The 22,154-nt window shown below is 65.8% G+C and carries 22 protein-coding genes; 11 read left to right on the top strand and 11 right to left on the bottom strand.

The features are described 5' to 3' along the window. Window positions 1–7: 7 nt before the first annotated feature. The 10 genes from ACWYRN_RS04875 to ACWYRN_RS04830 form a co-directional block, all read right to left on the bottom strand. Window positions 8–1,561: a putative ABC transporter permease subunit gene (locus tag ACWYRN_RS04875; RefSeq protein ID WP_488691399.1), complete on the bottom strand. Its 1,554-nt coding sequence runs from the start codon at window positions 1,559–1,561 to the stop codon at window positions 8–10. Further along, window positions 1,558–2,286, bottom strand: a complete 729-nt coding sequence (locus ACWYRN_RS04870) for an ABC transporter ATP-binding protein (protein WP_488691398.1) — start codon at window positions 2,284–2,286, stop codon at window positions 1,558–1,560. The genes ACWYRN_RS04875 and ACWYRN_RS04870 overlap by 4 nt, the downstream gene beginning before the upstream one ends. 2 nt (window positions 2,287–2,288) lie before the next feature. Next, window positions 2,289–2,822 carry a hypothetical protein gene (locus ACWYRN_RS04865; RefSeq protein ID WP_488691396.1) on the bottom strand — a complete coding sequence of 178 codons (534 nt, stop codon included), beginning with the start codon at window positions 2,820–2,822 and terminating at the stop codon, window positions 2,289–2,291. Between the two features lie 49 nt (window positions 2,823–2,871). Then, a complete protein-coding gene (locus ACWYRN_RS04860; protein ID WP_488691395.1) occupies window positions 2,872–4,389 on the bottom strand; it encodes a YifB family Mg chelatase-like AAA ATPase in 1,518 nt (505 codons plus the stop codon). A gap of 105 nt (window positions 4,390–4,494) precedes the next feature. Beyond that, window positions 4,495–5,007, bottom strand: a complete 513-nt coding sequence (locus ACWYRN_RS04855; protein WP_488691394.1) for an adenine phosphoribosyltransferase — start codon at window positions 5,005–5,007, stop codon at window positions 4,495–4,497. Window positions 5,008–5,106: 99 nt separating this feature from the next. Next, window positions 5,107–5,715, bottom strand: a complete 609-nt coding sequence (locus tag ACWYRN_RS04850) for a DUF2239 family protein (RefSeq protein WP_488691393.1) — start codon at window positions 5,713–5,715, stop codon at window positions 5,107–5,109. 146 nt (window positions 5,716–5,861) lie between these two features. After that, window positions 5,862–6,398, bottom strand: coding sequence for an OmpH/Skp family outer membrane protein (locus ACWYRN_RS04845; RefSeq protein ID WP_488691391.1), 537 nt, complete (start codon window positions 6,396–6,398; stop codon window positions 5,862–5,864). Next, window positions 6,395–7,321 (bottom strand): hypothetical protein, encoded by a 927-nt coding sequence (locus tag ACWYRN_RS04840; protein ID WP_488691389.1) that lies wholly within the window; start codon window positions 7,319–7,321, stop codon window positions 6,395–6,397. The genes ACWYRN_RS04845 and ACWYRN_RS04840 overlap by 4 nt, the downstream gene beginning before the upstream one ends. A 78-nt stretch (window positions 7,322–7,399) precedes the next feature. Further along, window positions 7,400–9,865: an adenosylcobalamin-dependent ribonucleoside-diphosphate reductase gene (locus ACWYRN_RS04835; RefSeq protein WP_488691388.1), complete on the bottom strand. Its 2,466-nt coding sequence runs from the start codon at window positions 9,863–9,865 to the stop codon at window positions 7,400–7,402. A 39-nt stretch (window positions 9,866–9,904) separates the two neighbouring features. Further along, window positions 9,905–10,159 carry an accessory factor UbiK family protein gene (locus tag ACWYRN_RS04830; protein ID WP_488692776.1) on the bottom strand — a complete coding sequence of 85 codons (255 nt, stop codon included), beginning with the start codon at window positions 10,157–10,159 and terminating at the stop codon, window positions 9,905–9,907. A 259-nt stretch (window positions 10,160–10,418) separates the two neighbouring features. On the opposite strand from ACWYRN_RS04830, the gene ACWYRN_RS04825 reads away from it, so the two are divergent. The 5 genes from ACWYRN_RS04825 (at window position 10,419) to ACWYRN_RS04805 (ending at window position 15,390) form a co-directional block, all read left to right on the top strand. Continuing rightward, a complete protein-coding gene (locus ACWYRN_RS04825) occupies window positions 10,419–11,165 on the top strand; it encodes a TorF family putative porin (RefSeq protein ID WP_488691387.1) in 747 nt (248 codons plus the stop codon). Between the two features lie 13 nt (window positions 11,166–11,178). Then, window positions 11,179–11,517: a P-II family nitrogen regulator gene (gene glnK, locus ACWYRN_RS04820; RefSeq protein ID WP_229438220.1), complete on the top strand. Its 339-nt coding sequence runs from the start codon at window positions 11,179–11,181 to the stop codon at window positions 11,515–11,517. Between the two features lie 22 nt (window positions 11,518–11,539). Then, window positions 11,540–12,931 carry an ammonium transporter gene (gene amt, locus ACWYRN_RS04815; protein WP_229438219.1) on the top strand — a complete coding sequence of 464 codons (1,392 nt, stop codon included), beginning with the start codon at window positions 11,540–11,542 and terminating at the stop codon, window positions 12,929–12,931. A gap of 142 nt (window positions 12,932–13,073) precedes the next feature. After that, window positions 13,074–14,375: a glutamate--cysteine ligase gene (gene gshA, locus ACWYRN_RS04810; protein ID WP_488691386.1), complete on the top strand. Its 1,302-nt coding sequence runs from the start codon at window positions 13,074–13,076 to the stop codon at window positions 14,373–14,375. Between the two features lie 118 nt (window positions 14,376–14,493). Next, complete coding sequence (locus tag ACWYRN_RS04805) at window positions 14,494–15,390, top strand: alpha/beta hydrolase (RefSeq protein ID WP_488691385.1); 897 nt, start codon at window positions 14,494–14,496, stop codon at window positions 15,388–15,390. Between the two features lie 135 nt (window positions 15,391–15,525). Here ACWYRN_RS04805 and ACWYRN_RS04800 read toward each other — a convergent pair whose 3' ends face one another. Then, entirely contained in the window at window positions 15,526–16,359 is an 834-nt protein-coding gene (locus ACWYRN_RS04800) for a class I SAM-dependent methyltransferase (RefSeq protein WP_488691384.1), read from the bottom strand. A gap of 145 nt (window positions 16,360–16,504) precedes the next feature. On the opposite strand from ACWYRN_RS04800, the gene gshB reads away from it, so the two are divergent. From gshB to metW, 6 genes are all read left to right on the top strand, one after another. Then, window positions 16,505–17,452 (top strand): glutathione synthase, encoded by a 948-nt coding sequence (gshB, locus tag ACWYRN_RS04795; RefSeq protein ID WP_488691383.1) that lies wholly within the window; start codon window positions 16,505–16,507, stop codon window positions 17,450–17,452. A gap of 2 nt (window positions 17,453–17,454) precedes the next feature. After that, on the top strand, window positions 17,455–17,859 hold the full coding sequence (locus tag ACWYRN_RS04790) for a PTS sugar transporter subunit IIA (protein ID WP_229438214.1): 405 nt from the start codon (window positions 17,455–17,457) through the stop codon (window positions 17,857–17,859). 183 nt (window positions 17,860–18,042) lie between these two features. Continuing rightward, window positions 18,043–18,312 (top strand): HPr family phosphocarrier protein, encoded by a 270-nt coding sequence (locus tag ACWYRN_RS04785; RefSeq protein WP_488691382.1) that lies wholly within the window; start codon window positions 18,043–18,045, stop codon window positions 18,310–18,312. A gap of 36 nt (window positions 18,313–18,348) precedes the next feature. Continuing rightward, entirely contained in the window at window positions 18,349–20,103 is a 1,755-nt protein-coding gene (gene ptsP, locus ACWYRN_RS04780; protein ID WP_488692775.1) for a phosphoenolpyruvate--protein phosphotransferase, read from the top strand. Between the two features lie 84 nt (window positions 20,104–20,187). Further along, window positions 20,188–21,303, top strand: coding sequence for a homoserine O-succinyltransferase MetX (gene metX, locus ACWYRN_RS04775; RefSeq protein ID WP_488692774.1), 1,116 nt, complete (start codon window positions 20,188–20,190; stop codon window positions 21,301–21,303). Then, window positions 21,300–21,914, top strand: coding sequence for a methionine biosynthesis protein MetW (gene metW / locus ACWYRN_RS04770; protein WP_488691381.1), 615 nt, complete (start codon window positions 21,300–21,302; stop codon window positions 21,912–21,914). The genes metX and metW overlap by 4 nt, the downstream gene beginning before the upstream one ends. Window positions 21,915–22,154 lie beyond the last annotated feature (240 nt).

Genomic DNA, 22,154 nt, shown 5'->3' with positions numbered 1-22,154 from the left:
CACGCCCTTAACGGGTACGGTGCCGGAAGATCCATGCCAGGAAGGGTACGCCAAACGCGACGGCGCCTGCAATGCCCATGCCGACCGCCGTCAGCAGGCCTGGTTCCGATTGGCTGGCCGTGTACGGCAGGAGAAACGCCAGCCCGCCCCAGCCGAACAGGTGGCTCATCTCGAACAGGATGCTGAGGCCGTTGCCCTGGGCGCGGCGGGCGAATGCGCTGCGCGAACCGGGCCTGCCCACCCACATGACGATCAGCGTGGAACCGAGCGTGACGCCGCAGATCGTGAACGCGGCCAGCAGGCCGCTCAGCGGTGCGCGCCAGGTCAGCCACAGCACGGGCAGGCAAACCAGGGCCAGCACCGGACCGATGGCGGCGGCCACCTTGGCGCGGCGGATCGTGCGCATGTCGGCCGGCGAAGCGGACAGCAGGTCGGGTGCATCCTCGGCCAGCAGCACCACCAAAGCCAGCGACGAACTCAGCGAGCCGCACAGCATCGTCAGGCCGGCGCCGACCGCCAGGTTCTGCGCGCCATCCTTCCTGAAGGTCAGGAACAGGATGGGAATCAGGTAGAGCAGCTGCAACAGTACCTGCGAGATCAGTTGCGGATCGCGCAGGATGAGGCGCCATTCCTTGCGGACCAGCGTCGATGCCAGGCTGCGGCCGAAGCGGAAACGCAGCTCGCCCGCAGGACGCCGCGCGACGGGCGCGACGCTCGCGGCCAGTTGCAGCCCGCGCGTAAAGCTGCGGTGCGTCAGCGCCACGGTCAGCGCAAACGCCAGCAGCGCCACGGCGCCGACAGCCGTGGCGGCAAATGGATCGCCCAGCAGTGCACGCCCCGGCAGCCAGACCGGACTGTCGGCGCGAATCCCTGCGCTGCTCCTGGCCGCGCGCAACAGGAAGCCTTCGCTTGCGCCGGTCTGCACCGCCAGGTTGGGCAATTGCGACAGGATGAACAATAAGGCGCCGGCCAGCGCGCCAAGCACCTGCGCCACCACCCGGGTGCGGCGCGCGCCCAGCCAGCGCACCAGGGCCAGCGTCAGCAGCATGGCGCCGGCGGAGGCGATTGCCGCCATGCCCAGCACGACCGGATACAGGGCCAGCCAGCGCGGGTGCCCGCGCAGCGCGCCTGCATGCGCCAGCGGCGCCAGGAAGAACAGGTAGATCGAGGCCACCCCGATGACGACGCCTGCCAGGCGTACCGTAAAAATACTGCGCGAGGGCAGAGGCGAGGACAGCAGCAAGTCCATGTCGCCGCGGTCGAACAGGACCTCGACGCTGGACTTCAGCGCACTCGACAGCATGAAGAGGAAAGTGGCCACCAGCAGCACGCTGGCCGCCAGCACCAGTTGCCGGGGCAGCTCGTCAGCGCCGCCGGCTACCTTGCCGACCACGTACCAGGCCCCGGCATGCACGAACAGCCACAATACCAGCCAGACCGCCACCAGCTTCCACTGGAAGCCGCGCGGCTCCTTGCCGTTCTTCGACGACAGCATGTTGTACCAGAACATGCGCAGCTCATGGCGCAGCAGCCACAGTGCGCTGCCGGGCCGGGCGCTCACGCCTGCCCCGTCAGTTGCAGGAACATGTCTTCCAGCGTGTCTGCGGCTGTCTCCGTGCGCAATTGTTCGAGCGTGCCCTGGGCAATCAGGCGGCCATGCTGGATGATGCCGATGCGCTGGGCCAGGCGCTCGGCCACCTCCAGGATGTGGGTGGTCAGGATCACCGTGCCGCCCTTGGCGACGTGGGACAGCAGCAAATCCTTGACCTGGCGCGAGGCGCCGGCGTCGAGTCCGGTCAGCGGTTCATCCAGGATCAGCAGCTGCGGGTCGTGGATCAGCGCCCCGGCCAGGGCCAGCTTCTGCTTCATGCCGCGCGAAAAACCTTCGGTCAGTTCATGCGCGTGCTTGCTCAGGTCCAGCCAGTCGAGCAGCTGGCGCGCACGCGGCTCCGCTGCGGCCGCATCCACGCCCCAGAGCCCAGCGACAAACTCCAGGTATTCGGTGGGCTTGAGCTTCCCGTACAGCATCGGGTCGTCCGGCAAATAGGCCATGCTGCGCTTGGCGCCGGCCGGGTCCAGCGCCAGGTCGATGCCGTTGACCTCGATGCGCCCCGCATCCGGCGCCAGCAGTCCGGCCACCATGCGCAGGGTAGTGGTCTTGCCGGCGCCGTTCGGCCCCAGCAGCGCATACAGCTCGCCGCGCGCGATCGACAGATCCAGGCCGTCGACGGCGGGACGGGCGAACTGCTTGCGCAGGCCACTCACCAACAGGGAAGGCGAATCCATCTTCATAGCAGCGTGAACGACTTCATGAATTGCTCGGATTGCTCGGCCGGAACGGCTTTTTCCTTGCCCAGCACAATGACCTGATAGAAACGCTTGCCACGCGATTCGAAGTGGCCGGTCAATTGCATCGGTCCGCCATTCCCCGCACCCGTCGCCTCGAGGTCGATGCTCTTGCGTGCACTCGCAGGATCGCCGTTGCTGGCTGCACTGGCGCTTTCGCGCTGCACGGTCGCCCCGATATTGCGCAGCATGGCTGTTTTCATGGCGTCGACCGCCGCCTGCGCACCCGCCGCATCCTCGGCCACGCCGGTGCCGACCGCGAACATCACGCCTTCGACCTCGGCGGCAGTCATGGTCATCTCGACCTTGACGCCGTCCAGGTCAACGCTGCGCGTGTGGCTGGCCGGCTTGGCGGGGAACATCACGCGGTAGGGTGCATCCGGGCTGCTGTAGTCGCGCCAGTTATAGGTGGGATTGCAGCCGGCCAGCAGCGTGGCTGCGAGAATGCATGCAACGACAAGTTTGTTTTTTCGCATGCCTTGATGGTAGCAGGGCGCCGCCGTGCAGGCTACAAGCGCAGCTGGCCTAGCGATCGCGTAGCCCGCGCCGGTAACCGATGGCTTCGGCCATGTTCTCAGATGTGATTGTCGGCGAATCCGTGATGTCGGCGATCGTGCGCGCGACCTTCAGCACCCGGTGATAGGCCCGCGCCGACCAGTTCATCATCGACATGGCGCCACGCAGCGTGCGCTCGCTGGCCCCGTCGAGGGCGCAATAGCGGTCGATCTCGCGCGTGCTCAGGCGGCTGTTGACCTTGCCCTGGCGTTCGAGCTGCAGCGCATGTGCACGCGCCACGCGCGTTCCGATGGCCGCCGTGCTTTCGCCGTCGGCCTGGGCGGCCATGGCGTCGGGCAGCATGGCGGTTACCTCGACCTGCATGTCGATGCGGTCGAGCAGGGGCCCGGAGATGCGGTCTTGGTAGCGCTGCGCCGCTTCGCTCGTGCAATGGCATTTGCCGGAAGGGTGGCCGTACCAGCCGCAAGGGCAGGGGTTCATGGCCGCGATCAATTGGAAGCGGGCCGGAAAGTCGGCCTGGTTGGCCGCCCGCGAAATGGTGATGCGCCCCGATTCCAGCGGCTCGCGCAACACCTCCAATACTTTGCGGTCGAACTCGGGCAATTCATCGAGGAAGAGCACGCCGCAATGCGCCAGTGATATTTCCCCGGGCCGCGGCAGATTCCCGCCGCCGACCAGGGCCACGCCCGAGCTGGTGTGGTGCGGGCTGCGGAAGGGCCGCGCGCGCCATTGCTGGGCCGAGAAACGTCCGGTCAGCGAATGCACGGCCGCCGCTTCCAGCGCCTCCTCGTCGGTCATGGGCGGCAGCAGGCCGGGAAAGCGCGCGGCCAGCATGCTCTTGCCCGCGCCGGGCGGCCCGGCCAGCAGGATCGAATGGTTGCCGGCGGCGGCGATCTCGAGTGCGCGCTTGACGTGGAGCTGCCCCTTGACGTCGGAAAAATCGGGATAGCTCGGCGCCTGCACCGGCGCCGGATTGCTGTAGCGTTCCAGCCGCGCATCTTCTGTCACGGCGGAGAAGTGGGCGCACACCTCTAGCAGGGTGTCGGCCGGGTAGACGCGGGCGTCGAGCACGAGCGCGGCTTCGTCGGCGTTCGCTTTCGGCAGGATGAAGCCGCGCCTTGCACCGCGGCCAGTGCGCTGGATGGCAAAGGTCATGGCCAGCGCCCCGCGCACCGGCCGCAGGCGGCCCGAGAGGGACAGTTCGCCGGCGAATTCGTACTTGTCGAGTTCCTTGGCCGGAATCTGACCGGACGCCGCCAGGATACCGAGCGCGATCGGCAAATCGAAACGCCCGGATTCCTTGGGCAAATCGGCGGGCGCGAGGTTGATGGTGATGCGCCGGGCGGGTATCTCGAAGCCGACGTTTTGCAGGGCAGCGCGCACCCTGTCCTTGGCCTCGCGCACTTCGGCGTCTGGCAGGCCGACGATCGTGAAACTCGGGAGCCCATTGGCCAAGTGGACTTCGACACTGACAGGCAGCGCTTCCATGCCGGCCAAGGCGCGGCTTCGCAAGACGGCGAGACTCATGGGATTCCCGGGAAGTGAAGACTCGCAGGATGGTGGCACCGCTCCCGGACGTGCTTGTTGAGCGCACCCAAGCGTGCGCGGTATCCCAGGTGCTTAGAGGACGCGTCAGACGTCGCGCAGGCACACCACCGGCATGGTCAGCGTGCGCTTGTCCCTGAAGAAGGCGATATCGAACAGCGCCGCCGCACCGACGACTTCCTTGCCGATCTGGCGCAGCAGGGAGGCCGCCGCTTCGATGGTGCCGCCGGTGGCGAGCACGTCGTCGACGATCAGCACGCGCTGGCCCTTGATGCGTTCCGGCTGGAGCTCGATGGTGGCGCTGCCGTATTCGCGCTTGTAGTCGATGCTGATCGAATGACCGGGCAACTTGCCCGCCTTGCGCGCCATGGCAAAGCCGACCTGGTGCTCGAGGGCGAGGGCGCCGGCGATCATGAAGCCGCGCGCGTCCATGGCCAGGATGAAGTCGAAATGAAGTTGATCGGTCTTCGCGTGCAGGGTGTCGATGGCGAGGCGCCAATGCTCGGGGTTGTCGAAGATGCAGCCGACATCGATGAAATTCACGCCGGGTTCCGGGTAATCCTGGAAGAATTCCAGCGGGACGTTGTCGAAATCGTTCATTGGGTAAAGCCTCGTGTTGGTAAAGCGCGTGAGTGTACGACGATTATCGACGGTCCGTGCAAAGACGGCGCGGCGCTCGCCGTGCCGCCCATGCCACGCTCAGCTCGCAGCGCCCGGCGCATCGGCCGGTGTATCGGCTTGTGAAGCATCGGCCAGCGGCGCGAATGCCGGCTGGGCCAGCGCCAGCAAGTGCGTGCGCACGCCCGCCGGCCAGCTTGCCACCACCTGCTCCAGCCGCGCTGCATCGCCCGCGAACAGGGCGCGCGAGGCTTCCTCGAAGCCGGGTTCGTCGCCCGCCAGTTCGTGCATGAAACGGTAGGCGGAATCGCGCGCCTCGCGCATGGCATCGGCCTGGCGTGCGTCGCGCGACGCATGCTCGACGAGTTTGCGCAGCGCCACCGAGGCGCCGCTCGGCTGCGAGGACAGCCATTCCCAATGGCGCGGCAGCAAGGTCACTTCGCGCGCCACCACGCCCAGCTTCGGGCGGCCGGCGCTGCGCGGTTGCATGCGCGGGATGCGCTGCAGGACTTCTTCTTCGGTACCGGTGAAATTGATCTCGACCGGGCGGCTGGTGGCCAGGTCGAGAATGGCGATGGAGTGCTCGGTACCGCTGTCGAGCGCGCGCTTGACGGCGCTGACGACCTCGGCCAGGGGGCCCTTGGCAAGCAGTTCGGTGCCAAGAAAGGCGATGCAATGTGAGGGCAGCATGGACTTCTCCGATGGATGACGCACGGCGTGCGCATGCCGCCGATATTACCCGGATAAAAAAGCGAATGCAATAACACCCGGGTGAAATTGTCGCGCCCGGTTCCGTGCCGTTGCGCGCGGAATACGCCGCGCCTGATTCTGCTCGCTTACTTCTCCAGTTCTTGCGCAACCTTGTCCGTGATGTCGATCGCCGGCCGGTGCCAGATGGTGCGGGTCAGCACCAGGTCGATGCCTTGCCGGGTGCGCAGCGAGGCGATGATCGCGTTGATGCGTTCCGCCATCCGGCTGCGTTCCTGCATTTTCCGCTCGAGCAGGTCTTCCTGGAGGATGGCCTGGTCGCGCCGCACCGCGCGCTCGAGGTCGCCTATTTCGCGCGAGCGCGCCAGGTGTTCGCGATCGGACAGGTTAGGCGTATCCTGGCCCAGCTTGTCGGACAGCTCGCGCAGGCGTTTTACCTCGGCCTGGATCTGCTGGCGGCGCGGCGCGAACTCGGCGTCGATGCTGGCCGCGAGCGCCTGGGCACGCGGCGACTCGCTGAGCAGGCGCTCGACGTTCACCACCACGATACGCGCCTCGCGCGCGATGTTGCGGCCGTTTTCCTGCGCCGCCGCCTGCGCGGGAAGCGCGCCGCCCAGCGCCAGGCATAGCCACAGCAAGGCTTGACGTGTCGTATAGGTTTTCAAGCTGGTTCCTCTGTGGTCCTGGCGCTTGCCGGGCCGGGACGAATGGGTGGGTTGTCCGAGTCTACGCGATCCGGCGTCCACATGACGACGGACGCGTCATCCGCGTTCTTGACGGCCAGCGTGCCGGCCGCGCGCGCTGCCTCCCAGGCACGCAGTTCGGCCATCGGGCCGGCCAGGCCGCCCGAACAGCAGCGGCGCACCAGCTCTTCCTGGGTGTACAGGCCGTAGGTGTCGGCCAAACGGTAAAAGCCGTCCGTCATGGCCAGCACGGCGCTGCCGGCGGGCAGGTGCAGCGTGTACGCGCGCGCCTGGAAGGGCCCGCGCGGCTGCAGGCACAGGGCGGTCGGGGCTGCGGCGCCATGCTGGGCTTCGCGCCGCGTGCGCAGCAGCGGCAGCAGGCGCGTGCGGCGTTCGAGCGGATCGGTGACGCCTTCGCGCGCCAGCGCCGCCACCGCTTCCTGCACCACGGTCTCGAACGGGTTTATGTAGGGATCGAGGTCGATGACCACGCCGTCGGCATCGACGGCAAAGGCCTTGCAGTCGCCCAGGCAGTACAGCGACAGGGCAAGCTGGCTCGGGCCGGGACGGAGGCGAATCCAGGTGAGGGCGGCCAGCGGCCAGGCGTGGACCGGCACATCCTGGCCGGCGGTCTGGTCAAAGTAGGCGCGCCGGACGCTGGCGAGCGCCAGCTGCACGCTGTCGGCCTGGGAGCGCGTGGCGTCGATGACAGGGCCGAGCGCGGCGGCAAAGGCCTGCACGAACCAGGCGACGTCGCCCTGGCGTTCGTCGACCACCTGCCGGTCGGCCACCGAGGTCGCGCCGTCGAGCACGAGGAGGTCGATCAGGCCGTCGGTGTCGAAGACAGCCACGAGGTCTTCATTGATGCCGCCGTCAGGTGCGCAGGAAATTCGCTCGATCGCCATTCACTTCGTTCATAAGCTGCTGGATGGCACTATGGTAACACTGCACCAGCTCGCTGGAACGACTGATGGGCACACTCCTCAACCGCATTCCCCCACGTATTGGCAATTCTCGCAGCGGGTGCAGCCGTCGAGCTTGCGCAGGGCGCGGGCGCCGCATTCCGGGCACCGGGCGGCGGAAGACGCGGCCGGCGCCGGCAGCGCTGCATCGCCGCCATCCGGCGCGCCCGGATTCATCTCGCCCGCCTCCATCCGCGCCGCCAGCCGGCGCGCCAGCTGCGCTACCGGCACGCCATTGCCCTGGCCGTCGAGGAAGCCGCGGTTGATCAGTATCCGCTGCAGCATGAAGCCGACCGCCGCCGCTTCCGAGTCGTGGAACACCGGCACCTGCACGCCGTCTTCGCGCGTGAGCGTGCCGCAGCGCACCGGCCCCTTTTCCCAGACCACGTCGCGCATGTCGGCCAGGGCCTTGGCGATCGGGCCGCCGGCGCGCGCCAGCATCGACAGCAGCCGCATCGAGGAAGTGATCCATTGCTGGCCGTCGGTGCGCTGGCCGGCCGGCATGAAGAATTCGAAGGGGCGTTCGATGACGACCTGTTCGCCGTCGACGACGCCTTCCACGCGGATGAAGCTGACCGTCAGGTAGAAGGTCTTGCGGCCTTCCTGGGTCGAATACGCGACCTTCGAGGTCACCGAATCGAGTTCGCCCAGCGGCCGGTTGTCGAAACGCTTGCGCAGCGGGTCCTGCTCAGGCAGGGCTGGCGCTTCTTCCCGGGGCGCGGCCCCAAGCACCTGGCCCACGACCGTATTCGGCCGGTAGGTGGCCAGCCCTTTCAGCCCGGCGCGCCAGGCCTCGCGGTACAGGTCGCGGAAATCGTCGTACGGATAATCGGCCGGCACGTTCACCGTCTTCGAGATCGCGGTGTCGACGAAAGGCTGCACCGCTTCGAGCATGCGCAAATGGTCGTCGGCGCGCATCTCCAGCGCGGTGACGAACTGCGGCGGCAGGGGCGCCGGTTCCGGATGGCGGCGCCGGTACAAACGCCAGGCATGGTCCTGCACCGCATAGGCGCGCATCGTATTGTCGGGCATGCGCTTCTTGCGTTCGTAGGTCCAGGAGTAGGGCGGCTCGATGCCGTTCGAGGCGTTGTCGGCAAAGGCCAGCGAGATGGTGCCGGTGGGCGCGATCGACAGCAGGTGCGAGTTGCGGATGCCGTGGCTGCGGATCGCCTCGCGCAACGCTTCGGGCAGGCGCCTGACGAAATTGCCTTCCAGGTAGCGCGCCGCATCGAACAAAGGGAAGGCGCCTTTTTCGCGCGCCAGGTCGACCGATGCCGCGTAGGCGGCGTCGCGCAGGGCTGTGGCGATGCGCGCGGCCATGGCGCGGCCCTCGTGTGCATCGTAGCGCAGGCCCAGCATGACGAGGGCGCTGCCCAGGCCCAGGAAGCCGAGGCCGATGCGGCGCTTGGCGCGCGCCTCGGCGGCCTGTTGCGGCAGCGGCCACTCGGTGGCGTCGAGCACCAGGTCGAGCATGCGCACGGCGGTTGTTGCCACCTCGCGCAGGCGGTCGAAATCGAAGGCGGCACCGGGTTCGAAGGCCTGCGTCACGAAGCAGGTGAGGTTCAGCGAGCCGAGGTCGCAGCAGCCGTAGGCGGGCAGGGGCTGTTCGCCGCAGGGGTTGGTGGCGCGCAGCTGCTCGGCGTACCAGAGGTTGTTTTCCTCGTTCATGCGGTCGATGAAGAGCACGCCCGGCTCGGCGTGGTCATAGGTCGACAGCATGATCTTGTCCCACAGGTCGCGCGCCTTCGGTTCGCGGTACACCCAGAGGCCGTCGGCGCGTTGGCGTGCATCTGCTTCGTCGCCGGGTTCGGCGCGGTGCACCAGCTCGAAGGTCGCGTCGGCCTCGAGTGCGCGCATGAAGGCGTCGGTGACGCCGACCGAGATATTGAAGTTCGACAGGCCGCCCGCGTCCTTGGCGGCAATAAAACGTTCGATGTCGGGATGGTCGATGCGCAGCACGCCCATCTGCGCGCCGCGCCGGGCGCCGGCCGATTCCACCGTTTTGCAGGAGGCGTCGAAGAGTTCCATGTACGACACCGGGCCGGAGGCGCGCGAGCGGGTGCCGCGGACCAGGCTGCCGTGCGGGCGGATGGCGCTGAAGTCGTAGCCGACGCCGCCGCCGCGGCGCATGGTCTCGGCCGCTTCCGACAGGGCAGTGTAGATGCCGGGCAGGCCGTCTTCGGTTCCGGTCACGGAATCGCCGACCGGCTGCACGAAGCAGTTGATGAGGGTGGCCTTCAGATCGAGGCCGGCGGCGGAGTTGATGCGTCCGCCAGGAATGAAACCCGCTTCCTGGGCCTGCATGAACCGTTCGGCCCAGGCCGCGCGCTGCTCCGGCGCTTCGCGTGCCGCCAGCGCATGGGCTACGCGCTGGCGTACCTCGGCGATGGAGGATTCCTCGCCTTTCGCGTATTTCTCGCGCAGCACGTCGACTGATACCTCCTGGGGCGGTAAGGTCGTGCCGAGCAGCTTGTCGTTCGCATTCATGTTGCCTCCCTCGGTCAGCTTCCATGAATGCGGAAGCAATCAGACTTTCGGCGCCTGTTCCGTCAGGCGGGCTTCCAGCTCGGCCACGCGCAGTTCGAGCGCTTCGAGCTTGGCGCGGGTCTTGGCCAATACCTGGGCCTGGATATCGAATTCCTCGCGGGTGACCAGGTCGAGCTTGGAAAAGCCCTGAGTCATCATCGCCTTGACGTTGCGTTCGATGTCCTTGGCAGGCGAGTTTTCCATGGCCTGGTTGAGTTTGCCCTGCAAGTCGTTGAAGAAATTATTCATGTCAATCAGTCCTAGTGTTCCGGCCGCTGCACCAGCCTGGTGCAAATTCGAGAAAACGGCCTGCTTTGGTGCGTTCTGGCGCCCTGCACATCGGCAGTGCGCGCGTTTGTGTTTATTGAACCCGAGTGTGGCAGCTGTGCCGAAAACGCAGCACACGGATGCCATGTTAATGCCTGGCACGCAATCTGCTAAGAGAAAGCTAAGCCGTGACACGACAGATTGTAAACCGCATCAGAACCAATCGTTCAATAACAGGGGAATCGTCATGAAAAGCAAGATGGCAATCAGCGCAGCGGTGTTCACGCTGGCAGCAGGACTCGGTGGCCTGGCCCAGGCCCAGTCCGCAACCGAAACGCCCGCGCCCGAGCACCAGCTCAGCTACAACGCCACCGTCACCAGCGAATACCGCTACCGCGGGTTGTCGCAAACCCGCTTCCAGCCGGCCCTGCAGGGCGGCGCCGACTATACCCATACGCCGACCGGTTTCTACGCCGGCACCTGGCTGTCGACCATCAAGTGGACGAAGGACCTGGGCGGCGACGGCGATGTCGAAGTCGATCTGTACGCCGGCAAGCGCGGCGAACTCGGCGGCGGGGTCAGCTACGACGTCGGCGGCCTGTACTACTGGTATCCGTCGAACGACCTGGAGCCGAACGCGAATACCTTCGAGCTGTACGGCCAGCTCGGCTTCGGCCCGGCCTACCTGAAGTATTCGCACGCCACCACCAACTTGTTCGGCACCGCGGACAGCAAGCAGAGCGGCTACCTGGACCTGGGCGCCAACCTGGACGTGAGCAACGGCTTCGTGCTCAACCTGCACGTCGGACGCCAGCGCGTGAAGAACAACAGCAGCCTGTCGTACACCGACTACAAGGCCGGCCTGACCAAGGACTTCGGCTTTGCCAGCGCATCCGTGGCCTGGGTCAAGACGAATACCGACGCTTATCTCGTGCCGGGCGGGCGCAACCAGGGGCGCTCGCGGGCCGTCGTGTCACTGTCAAAAACTTTCTGAAAGAGGCAACACCATGAAACTGATTACCGCCATCATCAAGCCCTTCAAGCTCGACGAAGTGCGCGAGGCGCTCTCCGAAATCAACGTGCAGGGTATGACGGTCACCGAAGTGAAGGGCTTCGGCCGCCAGAAGGGCCATACCGAGCTGTACCGCGGCGCCGAGTACGTGGTCGACTTCCTCCCGAAAATCAAGATCGAGGCCGCCGTCGACGACGTGCTGGTCGACCAGGTGATCGACGCCATCCAGGGCGCCGCCCGCACCGGCAAGATTGGCGACGGCAAGATCTTCGTGTCCGACCTCAACCAGGTCATCCGTATCCGTACCGGCGAGACCGGCAACGACGCACTGTAAGGGGATTCCAATGAAATCAACCATGTCCAAACTCCTCGCTGCCGGCCTGGGCCTCGGCCTGGCCCTGCCGGCCATGGCCGCGCCCTCGATCAACAAGGGCGACACGGCCTGGATGTTCATCGCCACCATCCTGGTGATCATGATGTCGATCCCGGGCCTGGCCCTGTTCTATGGCGGCCTGGTGCGCGCCAAGAACATGCTGTCGGTGCTGCTGCAGATCTTCATGATCTTTTCGCTGATCATCGTGTTGTGGTGCCTGTACGGCTACTCGCTGGCCTTTACCGGCGGCAGCCCCTTCATCGGCGGCTTCGACCGCGCCTTCCTGAACGGCATCTACGACGCGGCCACCGGCGTGTTCTCGATGGGCGCCACCTTCAGCAAGGAAACGATGATCCCCGAGTTCATCTTCGTTGCGTTCCAGGGCACCTTTGCCGCCATTACCTGCGGCCTGATCGTCGGCGCCTTTGCCGAGCGCGCACGCTTTGCGGCGGTGCTGGCATTCATCGTGATCTGGTTCACCTTCGGCTACCTGCCGATCGCGCACATGGTCTGGTTCTGGGCCGGTCCGGATGCGATCACCGACGCCGCTTCGCTGGCCAGCGTGACGGCCGATGCCGGCTGGCTGTGGCAGCAGGGCGCGCTCGACTTCGCAGGCGGCACCGTGGTCCACATTAACGCGGCCGTGGCCGGCCTGGTCGGCGCCTACGTGATCGGCAAGCGCGTCGGCTATGGCCGCGAAGCGATGGCCCCGCACTCGATGACCATGACCATGATCGGCGCCTCGCTGCTGTGGGTGGGCTGGTTCGGCTTCAACGCCGGCTCGGCCCTGGAAGCGGGCGACGTTGCCGCCCTGGCCTTCGTGAACACCCTGCTGGCGACTGCCGCCGCTACCGTCGCCTGGACCTTCGGCGAATGGGCGACCAAGGGCAAGCCGTCGATGCTGGGCGCCGCTTCCGGCGCGGTGTCGGGCCTGGTGGCGATTACCCCGGCCTGCGGCTTCGTCGGCCCGATGGGTGCGCTGGTGATCGGCCTGGTGGGCGGCATCGTCTGCCTGTGGGGCGTGAACGGCCTGAAGCGCCTGCTGCGCGTGGATGACTCGCTCGACGTGTTCGGCGTGCACGGTGTCGGCGGCATCGTCGGCGCGCTGCTGACCGGCGTGTTCGCCGCGCCGCAACTCGGCGGCCAGGGCGTCTGGGACTACGTGACCAACAAGCCGTCCGCCGATGCCTACTCAATCGGCCACCAGCTGCTGGTGCAGGCCGAGGCGATCGGCATCACCATCGTCTGGTCGGCTTTCGTTGCCTTTGTCGCCTTCAAGCTGGTGGACATGGTGATCGGCCTGCGCGTGCCGGAAGAGCAGGAACGCGAGGGCCTGGACCTGACCAGCCACGGCGAGCGCGCCTACCATTCGTGATGGCGGCAGGCTGGTAGAGGAGGGCGCCCTGCGGGGCGCCTTTTTTTGTATGCGGAGCGGATAGGCGGAAGGCTTTAAAATGGCAAGACTGCCCCAAGATAATGGGACTCATTGCCAAGAAGCCAATTAAGGACGTCCATTCATGGTTCCGCACCTCGCCACTGCCCTGACCGGCCCGCTGCTCGATCTGGAAAAGAAAATTCTCGATGCCACGCCGGCCATCGAACGCTGGTTCCGCCTGGAATGGCAGGAGCACACGCCGCCGTTCTACTGCTCGGTAGACCTGCGCAATGCCGGCTACAAGCTGGCGCCGGTCGACACCAATCTGTTCCCGGGCGGCTTCCACCACCTGGCCACGGAAATGCTGCCGCTTACCGTGCAGGCCGCCATGGCCGCGATCGACAAGTATTGCCCGGACGCGCGCAACCTGCTGCTGGTGCCGGAAACCCACACCCGCAATCCGCAGTACCTGCAGAACGTCGCGCGCCTGATGCAGATCTTCCGCCAGACCGGCCTGCACGTGCGCCTGGGTTCGCTGTCGCCGGACGTCACCCAGCCGACCCCGCTGGCGCTGCCGGACGGGAACATGCTGGTGGTCGAGCCGCTGGTGCGCTCGCCGAACGGGCGCCGCCTGGGCCTGGCCGACTTCGACCCCTGCACCATCCTGCTGAACAACGATCTCTCGGCTGGCATTCCGTCGGTGCTGGAAAACGTGCACGAGCAGTCGCTGCTGCCGCCGCTGCACGCCGGCTGGGCGCTGCGCCGCAAGAGCAATCACCTCAAGGCCCTTGATGAAGTGGCCAAGAAGTTCGGCAAGCTGATCGACATCGATCCGTGGATGGTCAATCCGCTGCACGCCAGGGTGGGCGACGTCGACCTGGAACACGACCAGGGCACCGAGGCGCTGGCCGATGCGGTGTCGTCGCTGCTGTCGAAAATCAAGAAGAAGTACAAGGAATACGGCATGAAGGAGCAAAAGCCCTTCGTGATCGTGAAGCCCGACGCCGGCACCTATGGCATGGGTGTGACCACCATCAAGGATGCCAGTGAAGTGCGCGACCTGACCCTCAAGCAGCGCGCCCGGATGTCGGTCATCAAGGACGGCGTGGCGGTGACCGACCTGGTGGTGCAGGAAGGCGTGCCGACCTTCGAGAATATCGACGACGCCGTGGCCGAGCCGGTGGTCTACATGATCGACCGTTACGTGGTGGGCGGCTTCTACCGCGTGCATGCCGAGCGTGGCGTCGACCAGAACCTGAATGCGCCGGGTTCGCAGTTCGTGCCGCTGGCCTTTGCCCAGCAGCACGCGGTGCCGGATCTGAAGGCCAAGCCGGGCACGGCGGCGCCAAACCGCTTCTACGTGTATGGCGTGGTGGCGCGGCTGGGCTTGCTGGCGGCCTCGCTGGAGATGGAGCGGACCGATCCCAATCCAGAAGTGTATTGATGCGTCAGCGAGTCTGACGATACCGAGGGGCCCGCGATGGGCCCCTTTTTTATTTCTTTGACGCGCGCGTTCTCTACTCAGCAATAATGTCTTGTTGACATCGTTGAAGGGGAAGCGCATGCGTGGTCGTCGATGGGTAGTCGGTTCGTCGCTGTTGCTGCTGGGCGGGCTGGTGCTGAGTTGGCTTGCAGGAAGCAAGCTGGTGGCGGGGGCGCATTACGCGATCGCGCTGCCTGCCGGACTGCTAGCGCAAACGGTCACGCTGCCCACCGGGCACGGCCGCTCGGTGGAAGGCTGGTTCCTGCGCGGGGACGGGAAGGGCGCGGTCCTGCTGCTGCATGGCATCCGCGCCGACCGGCGCCAGATGCTGGACCGGGCGCGCTTCCTGCACGCTGCCGGCTATTCCGTGCTGCTGATCGACTTGCCGGGACATGGCGCCAGCGCGGCGCCGCGGCTCACCTTTGGTCTGAGCGAAGCAGCCGGCGTGAAGGCGGCGCTGGCTTACCTGCGCGAGCAGGCGCCGGGCGAGGGGCTGGGCCTGATCGGCGTGTCGCTTGGTGCAGCGTCCTTCGTGCTGTGCCAGGATTGCCCGCAGGTGGATGCGGCGGTGCTGGAATCGATGTATCCGACCATCGAGGAAGCGGTGGAAGACCGCCTGCGCATGCGCCTGGGCGCGCTGGGTGTGCCGCTGTCGAAGCTGTTGTTGTGGCAGTTGCCGCTACGCCTGGATATCACGCCGCAGCAACTGCGGCCGATCGAGCATCTGGCCGCGATCCGGGCGCCCTTGCTGGTGGCCTCGGGTAACCGGGACATGCACACGACGATTGATGAGACGCGCCGCCTTTACGGTGCGGCCGCCCAGCCGAAGGCTTTATGGGAGGTAGAGGGCGCGGTGCACCAGGACTTGCATACGTTTGCGCCGGCGGCGTATGAAGAGCGCGTGTTGCGGTTTTTCGAGACGAGTTTTAGCACCCAGGGAAAGCATATGGCTGGAAGCCATGGCGTGAGCGATTAATGGCGGCCGGGCGGCAAGTTTGCAACTGTTGAACGCGTGGACGGCGCGTCTGCTGTTTGATTGCATGCTGCCCAGTGTAGCCGTCCACCCTACGCCTAATGTCATGGCCTGGACCATCGTACGGACACGTTACCCCTATGCTTTTTTCTGCACCATGTACAAAAAGTGCGAACGCAGCGGCGGCGCCAGCGCGGCCAGGGTTTCGGTCACCAGCGCCGGCAGTCCGGCCAGCGCGCGGCTGATGGGCGGGGCCAGCAGCAGGGTGCGGTACTGCTGGCGCTCGCCGGGCCAGAAGCCATCCAGTTCGCTGCGCGTGACGCGGCGCACGTGCGGGTTCTTCGGGTTGTTGTAGCGGAAGTCGAACACCAGGCTCCAGCCGCCGGGCCGCAAGACGCGCCACATGTCAGCCGCCAGCTGCTGGCGTACTTCCTGGTCCAGGACCGAGGAAATCACCGTGTTTGCTGCAATCAGGTCGGCGCTGGCGCCGGGCAGGGCGGTCAAGGAACCGCAATGCCAGCGCACGCCGCTGGCGGTGCGCGGCGCGGCCAGGTCGAGCCGGTCCTGCTGCAGCTCGGTGCCGACCAGGTTGGATGGCGTGGCGCCCCAGTCGATCAGCTGGCGCAGGAAGCCGCCGGTGCCGCAGCCGACGTCCACCACCTGCACCTTGGCGAGATCGGTGCCGACGGTATCGGCCAGCATGCGCGACAGCACCCGCGCGCGCATGGCCTGCTGCAGCACGATGTCGGGCCGGTGCCAGGCATAGCGGGCCAGCGCGGCGCCGCCGTGCCAGCCGCGGTAGACGCGCGCGATGCGCTCCTGCTCGCGCTCGGGGCTGTCGTCCAGGTTGTTGCCCGGGCTGTTATTCGGGCTGTTATCCGGGTCGCGTTCGTGCTTGCTGGGTTGGTCGAGTTGGGCGTCCATGCAGCCATCGTCGCGCAGGCTATCCGCATCGGGTTTGCGCGCGCTCATGCGGGGCCGCGATACTGATCAATTTGCTCAACGGCATTATGTGCCCGGCAGCATTATTTTCAGCATTGGCCGAGGAAAGGCGCCCGGCCGCAGGGTTTCGGGTTTCCAGCTAAAATTGGTGGCATTACCTTAGCTGGACATACCCATGAAAATCGCTTTCCTCGCCGATCCGCTCACCGGTTTCAAGATCTACAAGGACTCGACCTTCGCCATGATGCGCGAAGCGGCGCGGCGCGGCCACGCGGTCTACGCCTTCCAGCAGCGCGACATGGCGCTGGAAGAAGGCATCGTCACGGCCGAAGTCACGCGCATCCACCTGACCGGCGACCCCGACGAATGGTACAAGGCCGACCCGGCCGAGGAAGTGCGCCTGTCGAGTTTCGATGCCATCATCGAGCGCAAGGACCCGCCGTTCGACATGGAGTACGTCTACGGCACCTATCTGCTGGAACTGGCGGAAAAGCAGGGCGCGCGCGTCTTCAACAGCCCGGCGGCGATCCGCGACCACAACGAAAAGCTGGCCATCGGCCAGTTTGCGGAATTCACTTCGCCGACCCTGGTGTCGTCGTCGGAAAAACGCCTGCGCGCCTTCCACGCCAAGCATGGCGATGTGATCTTCAAGCCGCTCGACGGCATGGGCGGCACCGGTATCTTCCGCGTAAAGGCGGACGCGATGAATTTGGGCGCGATTATCGAAACCCTGAGCGACAACGGCAAACGCACCATTATGGTGCAAAAGTACATTCCCGAAATCGTGAAGGGCGACAAGCGCATCCTGGTCATCGGCGGCAAGCCGGTGCCGTTCGCGCTGGCGCGCATCCCGCAGGGCACCGAAGTGCGCGGCAACCTGGCTGCCGGCGGCATCGGCGTGGCCCAGCCGATCACCGAGCGCGACCGCCAGATCGCCGAGGCCCTGGGCCCGGTGCTGGCCGAGCGTGGGCTGTTGCTGGTAGGATTAGATGTAATCGGCGATTTCCTGACTGAAGTAAATGTCACCAGCCCTACCTGCTTCCAGGAGATCACCGACCAGACAGGTTTCGACGTGGCCGCGATGTTCATCGACGCGGTCGAACAGCAGGTGACTGAAAGATAATCATGGTAGGGATTTTGCTCCTGACTCACGCACCATTGGGGCAGGCATTCATTGCGGCGGTCGCGCACGTGTTTCGCGGACCGACCGAGCGCTTCGAGGCCATCGACGTGGCGGCCGACGAAGACACGCGCGCCGTCAATTGCAAGGCGAAGGAGGCGATCGCGCGCCTGGACGACGGCGACGGCGTCCTGGTGATCACCGACATCAAGGGCGGCACGCCGTCGAACTGCTGCAATTCGCTGCACGACGCCGGCCACGTGGAAGTCATTGCCGGCATCAGTCTGCCGATGCTGCTGCGTGCGATCACCTACCGCCGCGACACGCTCGACGTGGTGGTGGAAATGGCGCTGGCGGGCGCCCAGAACGGCGCGGTGCGGGTCGATAACCGCATCCGCGTCGGTTCCTAATATGATGTCGAGCGTGTGAAGAAATCGGCAGGGCAAGGCGCGTCGTCGAAGACAGTACGTGGGTACGGCGAGACGATGCAACGCAGCCATGGCGATTTATTCACACGCTCGTGTAGACGAGGGCGCCAGGCGTCCTTTTTTGGCGTAGCGGTTTGAACGCAGTTTGAGAACAAAAGATAAAACATGATTCAGCAAGAACTCGAAATCATCAACAAACTGGGCCTGCACGCCCGCGCATCCGCCAAATTAACCCAGCTGGCCGCGAAATACAAAAGCGACGTCTGGCTCACCCGTAACGGCCGCCGCATCAACGCCAAGTCCATCATGGGCGTGATGATGCTGGCCGCCGGCAAGGGCGCGAAAGTGACCCTGGAAGCGGATGGTCCGGACGAAGCCGATGCGGTCACCGCCCTGACTGGCCTGATCAACGACAAATTCGGCGAAGGCGAATAAATGCCCGACGCTGGCCGCTACCGTTCGGGACCATCGATGGCTTCGTTCACGCTCCACGGCATTCCGGTTTCGCGCGGCATCTCGATCGGCCGCGCGCACCTGCTCACGCCTGCCGCGCTGGACGTCAAGCACTACCTGGTTCCGCAAGAGCAGGTCGAGGCGGAAGTCAAACGCCTGCAGGATGCGATCGCCGCCGTGCACCGCAACCTGCAGGAGCTGTGGACCGATTTGCCGAAGGATGCGCCGACCGAACTGGGCGCCTTCATCGACGTCCATGCGCTGATCCTGTCCGACCCGCTGATCTCGGAAGCGCCGCTCGACATCATCCGCATGCGCCACTACAACGCCGAGTGGGCGCTGGTGACGCAGATCGACGAGCTCTCGGCCCAGTTCGACGAGATCGAGGACGAGTACCTGCGCGAGCGCAAGCAGGACATCCAGCAGGTCGCCGAGCGCGTGCTGAAGGTCCTGATGGGCACGGCCCTCTCGGTGCCGCCCATCCTGGCCGGCGACGACGACTATCACCCGCAGATGATCGTGGTCGCCCACGACATCTCGCCGGCCGACATGCTGGCCTTCCGCGACCGTTCCTTCATCGGTTTTGTGACCGACGTCGGCGGCCAGAACTCGCACACGGCCATCGTTGCGCGCTCGCTCGACATTCCGGCGGCAGTCGGCATGAGCCAGGCCTCGCGCCTGGTCGAGCAGGACGACTGGATCATCGTCGACGGCGATGCCGGCGTGGTGATCTGCAATCCGAGCCAGCTGGTGCTGGAGCAGTACCGCGCGCGCCAGGCCGCGCTGGGCAAGGCCCGCAAGCGCCTGCTGAAGCTCAAGAAAACCCCGGCCGTCACGAAAGACGGCACCGCGATCCGCCTGCTGGCGAATATCGAGCTGCCTGACGATTGCCCGCACGCGCTGGAAGCGGGCGCGAACGGCGTCGGCCTGTTCCGCTCCGAATTCCTGTTCATGGCGCGCGGCGCCGACGGCCTGAAGGTCCCGAGCGAGGACGAGCAGTTCGAGCAGTACCGGCGCGCCGTGGTGGCCATGAAAGGCCGTCCGGTCACGATCCGCACGCTCGACGTGGGCGCCGACAAGCCGCTCGACCCGACCGAGCACACGGCGCTCAATCCTGCCCTGGGCCTGCGCGCGATCCGCTACTGCCTGGCCGAGCCCCAGCTGTTCCTGACCCAGCTGCGCGCGATCCTGCGTGCCTCGGCATTCGGCAAGGTGCGCATCCTGATTCCGATGCTGGCGCATGCCTTCGAGATCGACCAGACCCTGAACATGATCGAGCAGGCCAAGGCCCAGCTGCGCGAACAGAACATCAAGTACGACCCGGAAGTCGAAGTCGGCGCCATGATCGAGATCCCGGCCGCCGCGCTGGCGCTGCCGATGTTCGTCAAGCGCATGGACTTCCTGTCGATCGGCACCAACGACCTGATCCAGTACACGCTGGCGATCGACCGCGTCGACTACGAAGTGGCCCACCTGTACAACCCGCTGCACCCGGCGGTGCTGCAGCTGATCGGCATGACCATCGCGGCGGGCCAGAAGGCTGGCATCGACGTGGCCGTGTGCGGCGAAATGGCGGGCGACATCAAGCTGACGCGCCTGCTGCTGGGCATGGGCCTGCGCGAATTCTCGATGCACCCGGCCCAGCTGCTGGCGGTGAAGCAGGAAATCCTCGGCGCCGACCTGGCGCAGATCGCCCCGCGAATGCGACGCATCATGCGCTCGATGGAGCCGAACGAGATCGCGGAAGCGGTCGAACAGCTTCAACTCATTTAAGCCATACCGGGGCGGCCCTCAGCGCCGCCCAACATCAATCAAGAAAATCTCATGGGATCCATAGGAACCGTCTCCCCCCAGGCGATGCACTTCGCCGAGCCGCTGCGCCTGCAAAGCGGCGCCCAGCTCGGCGACTACACGCTGATGTATGAAACCTACGGCACGCTGAACGCCGAGCGTTCCAACGCCGTGCTGATCTGCCACGCGCTGAACGCCTCGCACCACGTGGCCGGCACCTATGCCGACCAGCCGAAAAGCGCCGGCTGGTGGGACAACATGGTCGGGCCGGGCAAGCCGGTCGATACCGACCGTTTCTTCGTCATCGGCGTGAACAACCTCGGCTCCTGCTTCGGCTCGACCGGCCCGATGCACACCAATCCGGCCACCGGCAAGCCCTATGGCGCGGCATTCCCGCTACTGACGGTGGAAGACTGGGTCGCGGCCCAGGCACGCCTGGCCGACCGTCTCGGCATCGACCAGTTCGCCGCCGTAATGGGCGGCTCGCTGGGCGGCATGCAGGCCCTGTCGTGGAGCATCCTGTTCCCCGAGCGCCTGCGCCACTGCATCGTGATCGCCTCCACGCCCAAGCTCTCGGCCCAGAACATCGCCTTCAACGACGTCGCGCGCCAGGCCATCCTGACCGACCCCGACTACCACGGCGGCGACTTCTACGAACACGGCGTGGTGCCGAAGAACGGCCTGAAGGTGGCGCGCATGGTCGGCCACATCACCTATTTGTCGAACGACGACATGGCGGAAAAATTCGGCCGCAAACTCCGCAACGCCGCCGAGACGAATGATTACCAGTTCGACTTCGGCATCGACTTCGAGATCGAGTCCTACCTGCGCTACCAGGGCGACAAATTCTCGGAATACTTCGACGCGAATACCTACCTCCTGATCACCAAGGCGCTCGACTACTTCGACCCGGCGCGCGAGCATGGCGGCGACCTGACCCGCGCGCTGTCGTCGACGAAAGCCCAGTTCCTGATCGCTTCCTTCACCACCGACTGGCGCTTCTCGCCGGAGCGCAGCCGCGAGATCGTCGAGGCCCTGATCTCGAACCGCCGCAAGGTGACCTACGCCGAGATCGACGCGCCGCACGGCCACGACGCCTTTTTGCTGGAAGACGCGCGCTACATGGGCGTGGTGCGGGCCTATTACGACCGCATCTGGGAAGAAGCCAAGGAGGGCGCATGAAATTCGAAGACTTGACCACCTTGCGTCCCGACCTCGCCTTCATCGCCGACTGGGTGGGCGAGGGTTCGCACGTGCTCGACGTCGGCTGCGGCGACGGCGCCATGCTGCGCTACCTGGAGACCGGCAAGCGCTGCACGGGCTACGGCATCGAGATCGCCGACGACAAGGTATTGGAAAGCACGCGGCGCGGCATCAGCGTCATCCAGCACGACATGGAACAGGGACTGGACCTGTTCGGCGACAACGCCTTCGACACCGTGCTCTGCCTGTCCTCGCTGCAGATGATGCTGCACGTCGAAGCACGCCTGCGCGACATCGTGCGCGTCGGCAGCGAGGCGATTGTCTCGTTCCCGAACTTCGCCTACTGGCCGCACAGGGTGGCCCTGCTGAAGGGCCGCATGCCGGTGTCGCGCACGCTGCCTTACCAGTGGTTCGATACGCCGAACGTGCGCTATGCAACCATCGACGACTTCAAGGAACTGGCCGAGGAGTGCGGGCTGGAGGTGCTGGAGTACGTGGCGCTGGCCGAAGGGAAACCGGTGAGCTTCCTGCCGAATCTGCGCGGGAGCCTGGCGGTGTTCAGGTTGCGCAAAAAGGCCAAGCGCACATAAAGACCCGCGCATCGAGCGGCGCCTGCAGCCTTTGTGTGGCCTGCGGCCATGACCGTACGGTGGGGGTTTAGAGGCCGGGGGCCTCTAAACCGAACGTGCCCACGCGGAAGCCGGCGTCACGTTGGCCTTGTTGGGGCCGCGAGGTGATCTCTTTGTTACCGTGTGCAATGATCAGCCGATAACGTCCAAACACAGCCAACATAAGGCGACGTTCCGCGTGGGCACGGAGTGCCCACCGTA

Source organism: Massilia sp. BAP21 (genome assembly GCF_057801335.1).
This window is presented reverse-complemented; position numbering and strand designations above follow the sequence as displayed.